This is a genomic window from Caenimonas aquaedulcis, from assembly GCF_015831345.1.
Taxonomy (GTDB): Bacteria; Pseudomonadota; Gammaproteobacteria; order Burkholderiales; family Burkholderiaceae_C; genus Ramlibacter; species Ramlibacter aquaedulcis.
The window spans coordinates 2,885,498-2,898,627 of record NZ_JADWYS010000001.1 but is presented as its reverse complement, the minus strand read 5'-3'; the positions used below and the strand labels follow the sequence as shown (position 1 = coordinate 2,898,627).

At 67.1% G+C, this 13,130-nt stretch carries 13 protein-coding genes; 7 read left to right on the top strand and 6 right to left on the bottom strand.

Annotated elements, in window-relative coordinates; translation table 11 throughout:
- Positions 1–72: 72 nt before the first annotated feature.
- Both I5803_RS13930 and I5803_RS13925 read right to left on the bottom strand, forming a co-directional pair.
- Positions 73–522 carry an Lrp/AsnC family transcriptional regulator gene (locus I5803_RS13930; RefSeq protein WP_196986945.1) on the bottom strand — a complete coding sequence of 150 codons (450 nt, stop codon included), beginning with the start codon at positions 520–522 and terminating at the stop codon, positions 73–75.
- A 206-nt stretch (positions 523–728) separates the two neighbouring features.
- Entirely contained in the window at positions 729–1,775 is a 1,047-nt protein-coding gene (locus I5803_RS13925; protein WP_196986944.1) for a homocysteine S-methyltransferase family protein, read from the bottom strand.
- A gap of 62 nt (positions 1,776–1,837) precedes the next feature.
- On the opposite strand from I5803_RS13925, the gene recQ reads away from it, so the two are divergent.
- Positions 1,838–3,715, top strand: a complete 1,878-nt coding sequence (gene recQ, locus I5803_RS13920; RefSeq protein WP_196986943.1) for a DNA helicase RecQ — start codon at positions 1,838–1,840, stop codon at positions 3,713–3,715.
- 13 nt (positions 3,716–3,728) lie between these two features.
- Here recQ and I5803_RS13915 read toward each other — a convergent pair whose 3' ends face one another.
- Complete coding sequence (locus I5803_RS13915) at positions 3,729–6,029, bottom strand: ATP-binding protein (RefSeq protein WP_196986942.1); 2,301 nt, start codon at positions 6,027–6,029, stop codon at positions 3,729–3,731.
- A 141-nt stretch (positions 6,030–6,170) separates the two neighbouring features.
- Between I5803_RS13915 and I5803_RS13910 the strand changes: the two genes are divergently transcribed.
- The 4 genes from I5803_RS13910 to I5803_RS13895 all read left to right on the top strand — a co-directional run bounded on the left by I5803_RS13910 (position 6,171) and on the right by I5803_RS13895 (position 10,114).
- Positions 6,171–7,370: a threonine ammonia-lyase gene (locus I5803_RS13910; RefSeq protein ID WP_196986941.1), complete on the top strand. Its 1,200-nt coding sequence runs from the start codon at positions 6,171–6,173 to the stop codon at positions 7,368–7,370.
- Positions 7,370–7,774, top strand: coding sequence for a PaaI family thioesterase (locus I5803_RS13905; protein WP_196986940.1), 405 nt, complete (start codon positions 7,370–7,372; stop codon positions 7,772–7,774). Before I5803_RS13910 ends, I5803_RS13905 begins: the two co-directional genes overlap by 1 nt.
- Before the next feature lie 53 nt (positions 7,775–7,827).
- Entirely contained in the window at positions 7,828–7,980 is a 153-nt protein-coding gene (locus I5803_RS13900) for a hypothetical protein (RefSeq protein ID WP_196986939.1), read from the top strand.
- A gap of 283 nt (positions 7,981–8,263) precedes the next feature.
- Entirely contained in the window at positions 8,264–10,114 is a 1,851-nt protein-coding gene (locus I5803_RS13895) for a phosphoenolpyruvate carboxykinase (GTP) (RefSeq protein WP_196986938.1), read from the top strand.
- A gap of 60 nt (positions 10,115–10,174) precedes the next feature.
- Here I5803_RS13895 and I5803_RS13890 read toward each other — a convergent pair whose 3' ends face one another.
- Together I5803_RS13890 and I5803_RS13885 are read right to left on the bottom strand one after the other, a co-directional pair.
- Positions 10,175–10,363 (bottom strand): hypothetical protein, encoded by a 189-nt coding sequence (locus I5803_RS13890; RefSeq protein WP_196986937.1) that lies wholly within the window; start codon positions 10,361–10,363, stop codon positions 10,175–10,177.
- A 9-nt stretch (positions 10,364–10,372) separates the two neighbouring features.
- A complete protein-coding gene (locus tag I5803_RS13885) occupies positions 10,373–10,813 on the bottom strand; it encodes a hypothetical protein (RefSeq protein WP_196986936.1) in 441 nt (146 codons plus the stop codon).
- Between the two features lie 121 nt (positions 10,814–10,934).
- Between I5803_RS13885 and I5803_RS13880 the strand changes: the two genes are divergently transcribed.
- The gene (locus I5803_RS13880) at positions 10,935–11,894 is read left to right on the top strand and encodes a LysR family transcriptional regulator (protein ID WP_196986935.1); all 960 of its coding nucleotides are present in this window, start codon (positions 10,935–10,937) and stop codon (positions 11,892–11,894) included.
- 74 nt (positions 11,895–11,968) lie between these two features.
- Positions 11,969–12,952 carry a Bug family tripartite tricarboxylate transporter substrate binding protein gene (locus I5803_RS13875; RefSeq protein WP_231402421.1) on the top strand — a complete coding sequence of 328 codons (984 nt, stop codon included), beginning with the start codon at positions 11,969–11,971 and terminating at the stop codon, positions 12,950–12,952.
- An 8-nt stretch (positions 12,953–12,960) separates the two neighbouring features.
- On the opposite strand, the gene I5803_RS13870 is transcribed toward I5803_RS13875, so the two are convergent.
- Entirely contained in the window at positions 12,961–13,128 is a 168-nt protein-coding gene (locus I5803_RS13870; RefSeq protein ID WP_196986933.1) for a hypothetical protein, read from the bottom strand.
- Between the last annotated feature and the right edge of the window lie 2 nt (positions 13,129–13,130).

The following is a 13,130-nucleotide window of genomic DNA, read 5'->3' as shown; positions in this document are numbered from 1 at the left end:
AAACTTGCGAGAAAACCCAACCGAGGAGACTCCAATTGCTAGCAGGAGTCGTGCCTGTTTCCGGTCAGGCGCCTAAAGCGGCAGGTCGGCCTTCTTCAGGGTGCGCAGGACGAAGCTCGACTTGCTGTGCCGGATGCCCTTGATCTTGTAGAGGCGCTCCCGCAACAGCCGCTCGTAGTCGCGCGTGTCCTGGACGGCCACGCGCAGCAGGTAGTCGTAGTCTCCGGACACCAGGTAAGCCTCGATGACTTCCGGGATGGCCGCGAGGGTTTCGCCGAATTTCTCCAGCGTGTTGTCCGAGTGGCTGTCCAGCGTGACCTGCACCAGGACGGTGTCGCCCAGGCCCAGGGCCTGCGCGTTCAGCCGCACGGTGTAGCCCTCGATCACACCCGCCTGCTCCATCTTGCGGATGCGCTCCCAGCAGGGGGAGGTCGACAGGCCGACGGCCTGCCCGATTTCCTGCAGGCTGGCGCGCGCGTTGGCCTGCAGGACCGAGAGAATTTTGCGGTCTAGTCGATCCATCCACTGATTTTGCCGGGATTTTCTCCATTCCAGCAAAGTTTCCCGAGAAGGCTGCGATTTCTCAGAAAAACAGGATGGCTTGCGCCCGCCCGTGGCCCATAGTTCAAGCAGACGGCCGGCTTACCCGCGAGGCCCGATTGACGAGGCCCCGGCGAGTTACCGCTTGCCGGGGCGTTCGAAAGGCCGGGCCCTGCGCCATTCCGGCGTCAGGCGGCTTCCTTGTAGAAGAATTCGCGCTGCAGGGCTCTCCCGGGCAGCGGTTCCACTGCGGCGCGGATGCTGGCGATATGGTCCGGCGTGGTACCGCAGCACCCGCCCACGATATTGACGAGGCCCTCGGCGGCAAATTCGTGCAGCAGGCGCGAGGTGACCTCGGGCGTCTCGTCGAAACCCGTGTCGCTCATCGGATTGGGCAACCCGGCGTTCGGGTAGCAGCTGATGAACGTGTCCGGCGCCGCGCGGTTGAGCTCCTGAATGTACGGGCGCATCAGCGCCGCGCCCAACGCGCAGTTCAGGCCGACGGCCAAGGGGCGTGCATGGCGCACGCTGTACCAGAACGCTGTCACGGTTTGTCCGCTCAGGATGCGGCCGGACGCGTCCGTCACCGTGCCGCTGATGATGAGCGGCAATCGCTCGCCGGACTGCTCGAAGTATTCGTCGATCGCGAACAGCGCCGCCTTCGCGTTGAGCGTGTCGAAAATCGTCTCAACGAGCAGCAAGTCGGATCCGCCCTCGACCAGCGCTTTCGTCTGCTCGAAGTAGGCCGCGCGCAATTGCTCGAAATCGACGTTGCGCGCGCCGGGGTCGTTCACGTCGGGGCTGATGCTGGCGGTCTTGGGCGTGGGGCCCAGGGCGCCGGCGACGAAGCGCGGCTTGTCCGGCGTGGAGAACTTGTCCGCCGCAGCGCGCGCGATCCTCGCGGAAGCAAGGTTCATCTCCGCGGCGAGGTGGCCGAGCTCGTAGTCGTCCTGGGCGATGCTCGTGGCGCCGAAGGTGTTGGTTTCGATGATGTCCGCACCGGCCGCGAGGTAGCCTTCGTGGATGTCGCGGATCACGTCCGGCCGCGTGATGCTCAGCAGGTCGCCGTTGTTCTTCAGGTCGCGCGGGTGGTCGGCGAAGCGCCGGCCGCGGTAATCGGCCTCGGTGAGCTTGAAACGCTGGATCATCGTGCCCATGGCGCCGTCGAGGATCGCGATGCGTTTCCCGAGAATGCCGGGCAAAGCCTGCCCACGGGTGTAGATGATCGGTTTCATGATGGCATCATTGTAGGGACGCCGGGCATTTCCCGGCCCCTCGAGGTTCTTTCCCCCGGACGATGACCGCCTTGCAGACGCTCTCCCCCGCTCCCGACTCCATCCTTCACGACGTCTTCGGCTACGACCGGTTCCGCGGCGAACAAGGCGCCATCGTCGACCACGTCGTGGCCGGCGGCGACGCGCTCGTGCTCATGCCCACGGGCGGCGGCAAGTCGCTGTGCTACCAGATCCCCGCGATTGCGCGGCAGCGCGCGGGCCACGGCGTCGCCATCGTGGTGTCGCCGCTCATCGCGCTGATGCACGACCAGGTCGGCGCGTTGCACGAGGCCGGCGTCGAAGCGCAGTTCCTCAACTCCACGCTCTCCGGCGAAGCCGCCAACGCGGTGGAAAAGCAGATGCTTCGCGGCGAGATCACGCTGGTCTACGCGGCGCCCGAGCGCGTGACGACGCCGCGCTTCCTCGCGCAACTCGATTCGATGTACGAGCGCGGCAAGCTGAGCATGTTCGCGATCGACGAGGCGCATTGCGTGAGCCAGTGGGGTCACGACTTCCGCCCGGAATACCGCGCCCTCACCGTGCTGCACGAGCGCTACCCGGGCGTCCCGCGCATCGCGCTTACGGCCACCGCGGATGCGATCACCCGCGAGGACATCGTGGAGCGGCTGCAGCTGCAGGAAGCGCGCCAGTTCGTCAGCAGCTTCGACCGGCCGAACATCCGCTACACCATCGTCGAGAAGAAGGAAGCGACGACGCAATTGCTGCGCCTGCTCGAGCGGGACCACGAGGGCGAGGCCGGCATCGTGTATTGCCAGTCGCGCAAGCGCGTCGAAGACATCGCGCAGATGCTCGCCAGGGAAGGCATCCGCGCGCTGCCGTACCACGCGGGCCTCGATGCGCAGGTGCGGCAAGCCAACCAGGACACCTTCCTGCGCGAGGAAGGCGTCGTCATGGTCGCGACCATCGCCTTCGGCATGGGCATCGACAAGCCCGACGTGCGCTTCGTCGCGCACCTGGACATGCCCAAGAACATCGAGGGCTACTACCAGGAGACGGGGCGCGCAGGCCGCGACGGCTTGCCTGCGGTGGCGTGGATGGCCTACGGCCTGCAGGATGTGGTGAACCAGCGTCGCATGATCGACGAGAGCCCCGCCGGCGAAGACTTCAAGCAGGTGATGCGCGGCAAGCTCGACGCGCTGCTGGCGCTCGCCGAAGCCACCGACTGCCGGCGCGTGCGCCTGCTCGGTTACTTCGGCGAGGCGTCCGGGCCCTGCGGCAATTGCGACAACTGCCTCTCGCCGCCGGAAGTCTGGGACGGCACGGACGCGGCGCGCAAGCTCCTCTCGACGATCTACCGCGTGCAGCAGCTAAGCGGCATCAGCTTCGGCGCCGGCCACATCATGGACATCCTGCGCGGCAAGAAGACCGAAAAGGTCGCGCAGTTCGGGCACGAGCGCCTCAGCACCTTCGGCATCGGATCGGAATTCAGCGAGGCGCAACTGCGTGGCGTGCTGCGGCAATTGATCGCCACCGGCGCGCTGGCGGTGGACGCCCAGGCGTTCAACACGCTGCAGCTCACCGACGGCTCGCGCGCGGTGCTCAAGGGCGAGATGCAGGTGCAGCTGCGCGAATCGGTGTCCGCGGCGGCCGGCGGCGGCGGGCGCCAGCGCAGCCGCGGCGCGAAGTCCGCGCCGCCGGCGGTGGCCGCGGGCCTGACGCAGGACGGCCAGTCACGCTTCGACGCGCTGAAGGCCTGGCGCGCGGAAGTCGCGCGCGCGCACAACCTGCCGGCCTACGTGATCTTCCACGACGCGACACTCGCGGCGATCGCTGCGCTGATGCCGCAGACGCTCAACGAACTGCGTGGCGTCAGCGGGATCGGGGAAAAGAAACTCGCCGCCTACGGCGAGGAAGTGCTGCGCGTCGTCGGCGCGTCCTAGGCGCGTCCTGCGGCTACTGCAGGAAGCCGATGTTGCGCGCCTCGCGCACTTCGGGCTTGATGCGGTGCTCGGATTCGAGCTGGTCCAGGAATTCGGCCGCGCTGAACTCCGCGGCGAGGATGTCCACCTGGCGCTTGACCGCGGCGAAGTCGCCGGGGCACAGCTGGTCCAACCTCGCGAGGCGCGAGCGCTCGTCGTCGGTGAGCAGCGCTGCGTTCCCCGCGAGCGCCTCGGTCACGAACATCTTCTCGCGCTGCGCCGCCGTGAGCGGCCGGAAGCGGATCTTGAACGTGAAGCGCCGCAACGCCGCCTGGTCGATGCGGTCCATGAGGTTGGTGGTGCACACGAAGATGCCGTTGAAGCGCTCCATGCCCTGCAGCATCTCGTTGACCTCCGTCACCTCGTAGGTGCGCTGCGCACCCCGGCGGTCCTGCAGGAAGCTGTCGGCCTCGTCGAGCAGCAGCACGGCCTTTTCGGTCTCCGCATCGCGGAACATGCCGGCCATGTTCTGCTCGGTCTCGCCGACGAACTTGCTCATGAGGTCGCTGGCCTGTTTCACGAGCAGCGGCTTGTCCAGGCTCTTCGCGATGTGTTCCGCCAATGCCGTCTTGCCGGTGCCCGGCGCGCCGTAGAAGCACAGGCTGCCGTGCCCGCGCGCCTTGAGCGCCTGCACGATGCGCGGCACTTCGAAGCGCGATTCGACGTTGAGCATCTCCAGGTCGTAGGTCGTGACGCTGCGACGCACGCCGGTGTCGGCCGCGCGATTGCCCAAGGCCTGGTCCGAATTGCGCAATTGCCGCTCGATCAGGCTTTCCATCGCATGGCCTTCGGTGGTCGCGAGACCCGCGAAGCGCACGGCGGTGCGGATCTGCGCGGGCGTCAGCCCCTTGCGCTCGGTCAGCTTCCCGACGAATTCGGCCGATACCGTGACGCCCTCGAGCGTCTTTCGCACGAGGCCTTCCCGAGCTCCGGGCGGCGGCGATTTCAATTCCAGGTGATACGCGAAGCGGCGGCGGAACGCCGGGTCGATCTGCTCGATGCGATTGGTGACCCAGATCGTGGGCACGGCATTCGACTCGAGGATCTGGTTGACCCAGGCCTTGCCGCTGACGCTGCCGCTTGGCGGCGCCACCACTTGCTCGGCCCGCGCCATCAATTGCGCGGCTTCGCTTGAGATCGGCGGGAAGACGTCCTCGACTTCATCGAACAGCAGCGCCGCCTGCGCGCTGCCCTTGAGGAACACCTGCGCGATCTGCAGCGAGCGGTAGCGGTCGCGGCCCGACAGCGAGTTGCCGTCGCGATCCGCGTATTCCACTTCGAACAGCTCCAGGCCCGCGGCTTGCGCCACGACCTTCGCGAGCTCCGTCTTGCCGGTGCCCGGCGGTCCGTAGAGGAGCACGTTCACGCCGGGCTCCTTGCGCGCCACCGCATTGCGCAGCAGCGAGCACAGCACCTGCGCGTCCTCCTGCACGAAGCTGAAGTCGCCCGGCCCGAGCTGGCTCTTGGCCGAGGGACGCGTGAATACCGCCATCAATTCGTTCTGGTCGCGGTATTCGCGCATCAGCACGGGCGGCAGCTTCTCGCTCACCTTCATCAGGTCCGCGAGGTCGGTGATGTTGTGCTCGGAGATCAGGTTTTCCACCAGGCCGATGCGCTCGAGCCGCGACCCGGCGCGCAGCGCCTCGCCCACTTCGGTCGCGTTGACTCCGGCCAGGTCCGCGATGGCCGCATAGGCCTCCGGCGCATTGTTGACCTTGAACTCCACGAGGATGCTGCGCAGGTCGCGCTGGTAGCGCGCGAGCGTGCCGTAGAGCAGCAGGGCGCGCTCGGCCTTGTTGAGTTGCAGCAGGCCGGAGAGCGCGTCGATGTTCTTCTCGACCAGCGTGGAATGCTTCTTGAGCGCGTGCGTGAGCCAGTCGCCCGTCACGGCGAGAACCGAGAGCAGGTCCTTGGGCTGGTCCTTCGCGTATTCATCCAGGTAGAAGAAGAGCGTTCCTTCTTCATAGGGGCCGCGCCACACGCCGTGGCGATCCAGGAATTCGCGCGTGCCGAGAAGTTCGTGGCCACGCCAGAACTCGTTGTCCCTGCAGCGCCGCTCCAGGAACTCCCGCAGGCGCGCGAGGGCCGGCGCGGGCCACACGAGGTGCCTTCCCGCCAGCGAGAGCAGGCCGTTCAGGTCGCGGCGCACATTGAACTTGCCGCCCTGCTTGGCGGCGAGCGTCAGCACGAAGTGCGAGCACATGAGGTCCAGCACCGGCGCGTCCTTGAGACCCGGTGAGGGGAGCAACTGCACATCCACCGAACGCTTGACCATGGGGAAAACGCCTCCAGGAGCCGTTGTGCGCCGACGATAACGCGGGTTGATGCTACATGGAAGATGCTGATTGTGGGGAAAGCCTTACTTCCGCGTGATTTCCCGCCGACAATCGGCCAGCTTTCCGACTGTCCGCCTCCCATGATCGAACTTGCCGACATCCGCGCCGCCGCCGAACGCCTCCAGGGCCAAGTGCTGGACACGCCCTGCGTGGAGTCGCGCACGCTCTCGCAGATCGCGGGCGCGCAGGTCTTCCTGAAGTTCGAGAACCTCCAGTTCACCGCGTCCTTCAAGGAGCGCGGGGCCTGCAACAAGCTGGTCCAGCTGGGCGACGAGGAGAAACGGCGCGGCGTGATCGCGATGAGCGCGGGCAACCACGCGCAGGGCGTCGCGTATCACGCGCAACGGTTGGGCATGCGCGCGGTGATCGTCATGCCGCGGTTCACGCCGGGCGTGAAGGTCGAGCGCACCCGCAGCTTCGGCGCGGAGATCGTGCTGCATGGAGACACGCTCGACGAATCGCGCAGCCATGCGCAGCAGCTGGCCGCGGCGCAGCAGCTCACGTTCGTGCATCCCTACGACGACGAGGCGATCGCCGCCGGCCAGGGCACGGTGGGCATCGAGATGCTCCAGGCCGTGCCGGACCTGGACACGCTGGTGGTCGCGGTGGGCGGTGGGGGACTCATCGCGGGCATCGCGGTAGCCGCCAAGGCGATCAAGCCGGGGATCGAGGTGATCGGCGTGCAGACGCTTCGCTTCCCGAACATGTTCAACGCGTTCAAGCATGCATCGCTGCCCCAGGGCGGCAGCACCATCGCCGAGGGCATCGCGGTCGGGACGCCCGGCCGGATCACGCAGGCGATCATCGAAAGGCATGTCGACGATATGCTGCTCGTCGATGAAGGCGACATCGAGCAGGCCATCGTGATGCTGCTGGAGATCGAGAAGACGCTGGTCGAGGGCGCCGGCGCCGCGGGCCTCGCCGCGCTGCTCAAGCATCCGGAGCGCTTCAAGGGGCGCAAGGTCGGGCTGGTGCTGGGCGGCGGGAACATCGACCCGCTGCTGCTGGCGGCCATCATCGAGCGCGGCATGGTGCGCGCGGGGCGCCTCGCGCGCATCCGCGTGAGCGCGCGCGACGTGCCGGGCTCGCTCGCGCGCATCACCGCCATCGTCAGCGAAGCGGGCGCCAACATCGACGAGGTGCACCACCAGCGCGCGTTCACCATGCTGGCTGCGCAGAACGTGGAGATCGAGCTCGTCATCCAGACCCGCGGTCGCGACCACATCCAGGGTGTGATCGACGCGCTGCATGCAGGCGGCTTCGCCGCGCAGGAGCAGTGATGGACAAGGAAACCTTGCAGGGCGCGCTCGCCGAATATTTCGCGCCCTGGGTGCAGGCGCTGAACCTTCGAGTCGAAGGCTTCGGCGCGGATGGGGTGACGGCCCGCCTGCCGCAGAGCGCCGAGTTGTCGCGCGTCGGCGGCATGCTGTGCGGCCAGGCCATGATGGCGGCGGCGGACACGGCGATGGTGCTCGCGCTGATCCAGCACTTCGGCGAATTCCGCCCCTGCACCACGGTGCAGATGAGCAGCAGCTTCCTCAAGCCCCTGTCCGGCCAGGACGCGCTCGTGCAGGCCCGTGTGCTGCGCGCGGGAAAGTCCATGGCGTTCGGGGAGATCGACATCCGCGGCGCGAACGACGGCAAGAGCGTCTGCCGCGCGAGCGTCACCTACGCGCTGCTGTGACCCCAAGTTAAAATCCACCGCTACACCCCCTCTTCGAATCCCAAGGAATCTCCATGTCCAGCCCCCAAGCACCTGCCACCCACGGCGAGCCGCAGCCACCGCAGGATGCGGTCGAAGCCATCGTGCCCGCCATCCCGCTCGTCCTGCCGGTGGTCGGTGGCGTCCTGATGTTCCTGCTGGCATTCATCGCCATCTACATGGCCTGAACGGGTGCGGCGCCGCGCCGCAGACCCCTCGGAATTGCATGCATAACCTCATGCAAGTTTTGCATTGTTTTCCTCCCGTCTGACAGCCGGCACCGAGCGCCGGTCCCTAGAATTGGCTTTCCCAGCCGTTCCGCGGACGTGAAGCCACCCCTTCCCGCCGACCGTGTTGCCCATCCATGCAACACCCGCGCCGACTGAGCGAACCCTGTTTCAAAAGGGATGCTCGTCCCCCGCCTCCTCCCGAGCTCCCTTTGGAAACCAGGTTTAACTTATGGAGCTTTGGATGAACTCTCCCGTGATGCAGGGGCTGAATTTGAACAACCCGGCCTACGTCAAGAACGCGAAGCTGCTCGCCTGGGTGGCCGACATGGCCGCGCTGTGCAAGCCCGACGCCATCTACTGGTGCGACGGCAGCCAGGAAGAATACGACCGCCTCTGCGGCCAGCTGGTCGATGCCGGCACCTTCCGCAAGCTGGACCCGGTCAAGCGCCCGAACTCCTACCTCGCCTGCTCCGACCCGACGGACGTCGCGCGCGTCGAGGACCGCACCTATATCTGCTCGGCCCGCAAGGAAGACGCCGGCCCGACCAACAACTGGATGGCCCCGGCCGAGATGCGCAAGACGCTGCAGCCGCTCTTCGACGGGTGCATGCGCGGCCGCACGATGTATGTGGTGCCCTTCTCGATGGGGCCGCTCGGCTCCCCCATCGCGCACATCGGCATCGAGCTGTCCGACAGCCCCTATGTCGCCGTGAACATGCGCATCATGACCCGCATGGGCAAGGCCGTGTACGACGTGCTGGGCGTGGAAGGCGAATTCGTGCCCTGCGTGCATACCGTGGGCGCTCCCCTGGCCGCCGGCCAGAAGGACGTGCCCTGGCCCTGCAACAGCACCAAGTACATCGTCCACTACCCGGAAACGCGCGAGATCTGGTCTTACGGCTCCGGCTACGGCGGCAACGCGCTGCTGGGCAAGAAGTGCTTCGCGCTGCGCATCGCGTCCACCATGGGCCGTGACGAAGGCTGGCTCGCCGAGCACATGCTCATCCTGGGCGTGACCAACCCCGAAGGCAAGAAATACCACGTCGCGGCGGCGTTCCCGAGCGCCTGCGGCAAGACCAACTTCGCCATGCTGATCCCGCCCAAGGGCTTCGACGGCTGGAAGGTCACGACCATCGGCGACGACATCGCCTGGATCAAGCCGGCCGCCGACGGCCGCCTGCATGCGATCAACCCCGAGGCCGGCTATTTCGGCGTCGCCCCCGGCACCAACACGCAGACCAACCCGAACTGCATGGCCAGCCTGGACAAGAACGTGATCTTCACGAACGTCGCGTTGACGGACGACGGCGATGTCTGGTGGGAGGGCATGGGCCCCGCGCCCGCGCACGCCATCGACTGGCAGGGCAACGACTGGACGCCCGAGATCGCGAAGCAGACCGGCGCGAAAGCCGCCCACCCCAACGCGCGCTTCACGGTCTCCGCCATCAACAACCCCGCGCTCGACTCCGCCTGGGACGACCCTGCCGGCGTGCCGATCGACGCCTTCATCTTCGGCGGCCGCCGCTCCACCACCGTGCCGCTCGTCACCGAAGCGCGCAACTGGGTCGAGGGCGTGTACATGGCCGCCACGATGGGCTCCGAGACGACCGCCGCGATGGCGGGCGGCAACGGCGCGGTGCGCCGCGACCCTTTCGCGATGCTGCCCTTCACCGGCTACAACATGTCCGACTACTTCCAGCACTGGCTGAACCTCGGCAAGAAGATGGAAGCCGCGGGCGCGAAGCTGCCGCGCATCTACACGACGAACTGGTTCCGCAAGGGCGAGGACGGCAAGTTCGTGTGGCCGGGCTACGGCGAGAACATGCGCGTGCTCAAGTGGATGATCGACCGCATCGAGGGCAAGGTGCAGGGCAACGAGCACGTGTTCGGCGTGAGCCCGAGCTATGGCGAGATGAACTGGACGGGCCTGGATTTCAGCGCCGACCAGTTCAAGTCCGTCACCAGCATCGACCAGGCTGCGTGGCAAAAGGAGCTGCAGCTGCACGCCGAGCTCTTCGAGCAGCTCGCGTATCACCTGCCCGCAGAGCTGGGCGAGACCAAGGCACAGATCGAAAAGCGCCTCGCCGCCTGAGGCAGCCGCGCTCCAATGAAAAAGCCACCGCGAGGTGGCTTTTTCATTGGAGCGGCGGGATCAATCGCGCCAGGGTTTGGGCCGGTACGGCACCGGGGCTTCCACCTCGGGCTTTCGCAGCGCTTCCCGTCGCTTCTCGAGCCGCTCGCGCGCGCGGCGCACCGACCAGGCATCCAGCGCGGCCAGCAGCGGCGCGGGCAGGTGGCGAAGCGCCATTTGCAGCCGGCTGGTGTGGACGAAGGCGGCCATCGCCGGCTTTCAGTAGTAGGTCCGGACGTCGCGGGTGGCGCCGGCGCTCATCGCGCGGCTGATATCGGCCATCACGCGGGCGTCGGTCAGGGCGACCTTCCAGAGCTTCTCGTCCTGGATGCGTTGCTGGCGGGCGACCGACCAGCGGCGCACGGTGCGGCGGCTGCCGGCGACGAAGCGCTTGGCGGGGCTGGCGAGCAGGGCGAGGGCGGCGAAGGCGACGGCCCACATCACGATCCAGGCGGCGAGCAGGTGGCCTTCGGTCCAGGTGTCGATCACCTGGTTGGCGACGACGACGAGGGCCGCCACGATCGCCGCGAGCAGGAGGCTCGCGCCGGCGCGCGGTGCGCTGAGGCTGCGGTAGGCGTTCTGGACGCTGGTGGCGAACCGCTCGACGCGGATCAGGCCCGGGTGTTCGGCAGGATTGTCGACGTGTGCAAAGCTGGTCATGGCCATGGTTTCTTCCCCTTCTTGCGCCGGTGGCGGTATTGCCAATGGCGTAGAAGGATATTAGGGTAAGCACTGATATATTGCCAATTTAGATTCATGATGGATATCATTCACCGTGGTGATGAAAGCCCCCAACTTCAGGACGCTGGACCTGAACCTGCTGCGGGTCTTCGACCAGGTCATGGCCGAGAAGAACCTGACCCGGGCGGCGAAGAACCTCAACATGACGCAGCCCGCGGTCAGCAACGCGCTGAACCGCCTGCGTGAATCCGTGGGCGACAAGCTGGTCGTGCGCAGCGGCTACGGCATCGAGCCCACGCCCCGGGCGCTCGCCTTGTGGCCCGCGATCTCGGATGCGTTGCGACAGATGGAAATCTCGCTCTCGCCCGCCGACTTCGTGGCGTCCGAGGCGACCAATACCTTCCTGCTGGGCATGGCCGACGCCACGGCGGCGGAGATCATGCCGGGGCTGGTGCGCATCATCGAGCGGGATGCGCCGGGAGTGTCGATGCGCGTGCTGCCGCTCACGACCCGGGACCCGCGCAAGCTGCTCGACGAGGGCCAGATCGACCTGGCCGTCGGCTACTTCCGCGCCGTGATCACGGACCTGACGGCGCAAGCCCAGGCGGGCAGCATGCCCGCCTTCGACCACCAGCGGCTCTTCACCGGCGAGTACGTCTGCATCATGCGCAAAGGTCATCCGCTCGCGACGGGCCCGCTGACCATCAAGAAGTTCTGCGCCGCGCACCACCTGCTGGTGAGCTTTTCCGGGCGGCCCTACGGCTTCGTCGACGAGGCCCTGGCATCGCTCGGGCGCAAGCGCCGCGTGGTGCTGACCGTCAACCAGTTCTTCACCGCCGGCCAGGTGGTCATCGGCTCGGACCTGCTCACCGTGATGCCCCGCCATTTCGTGCGCGTGACGGGCATCGAGGACCAGTTCGTGATGCGGGACATCCCGTTCGACGTTTCCCCGGTGCACGTCGATTCGCTGTGGCACCGCCGGCAGGGGCAGCGCAGCGACCATGCCTGGCTGCGCCTCGCGGTGGCGGCCGCCGCGCGCCAGGCCTTCGGGGACACCTGAGCGACAGGCCGTGGCATGCGCCTTGCGTCGGGAAGGTGCGCGGCTTCATGATGGAAACCGCGAAAGGAAGCTTCATGAAACAACCCCTTCTCCCGATGCCGCGGCGCGGCGCCCTTCGCGTGCTGGCCGCGGGCGCCGCCAGCCTGTCCTTGCCGTCGTTCGCCGCCTGGCCCGACAAGCCCATCAAGATCATCGTGACTTTTCCCCCCGGCGGCGCGAGCGACATCGTCGCGCGGGTCATGGCCGAGCAGCTTGCGCACAAGCTCGGCCAGGGCGTCGTGGTGGACAACCGGCCCGGTGCGGGTGGGAGCGTCGGCGGCTCGGTCGTCACGCAGGCCGCACCGGACGGCTACACGCTCATGCTTTCCAACTCCACGCCGATCTCCATCGGCCCCTTCGCGCTGGAGAAGCAACCCTACGACCCGGTGGAGGGCTTCACGCATATCGCGCTCATCGGCTCCGCGCCGTGCGTGGTGATGGCCAATCCCAAGTCGGGCCTGAAGACCATGGCGGACCTGGAAGCGTTCGCCAAACGGAGCGGCCGACTGGACTTCGGCTCGGGCGGTCCGGCGTCGATCGGTCACATCTACGGGGAATTGATCAAGAACGCGCTGGGCCTGAACATGGTCCATGTGCCCTATCGCGGCGGTGCCCCGATGACCACCGACCTGATCGCCGGGGTGGTGCCGGTGGGCATCGACGTGCTCACGGCCTTTGTCCCCTACTTCAAGAGCGGCCAGCTGGTGCCGCTGGCGGTGACGTCCGCGAACCGCTCGCCGCTGGTGCCGGACGTGCCGAGCATCGTCGAGGCCGGCCATCGCCGCCTGGTGCTGGACAACTTCTTCGGGTTGTCCGGCCCGCCGAAAATGCCGGCGGACATCGTGGCGCGGCTCAACACCGCCTGCAACGAAATCCTCGCGCAGGCGGACATCCGCAAGAAGATGAACGAGCTCGGCATCACCGAGCAGCCGGCCAGTCCGGCGACCTTCACGGCTTTCGTGAAGGAGCAGGTCGCACAGCTCGCACCGACCGTCAAGGCGGCGGGCGTGCGCCTCTGAGCGCGCCTTTAGCGGACGACGCGCAGGTACGCGTAGGCGGCGCTGCGCAGTTCCTCGGCCTGGCGGGCGTCGGAACGTGCGCCGGCGCTTTCCATGAGTCGGCGGGCAACGCCGGCGGTGGCAACAGCCGGGCGCAGGGCAAAGAGCCGGGTAAGGGGGGCGAACAGGGCAAACATGG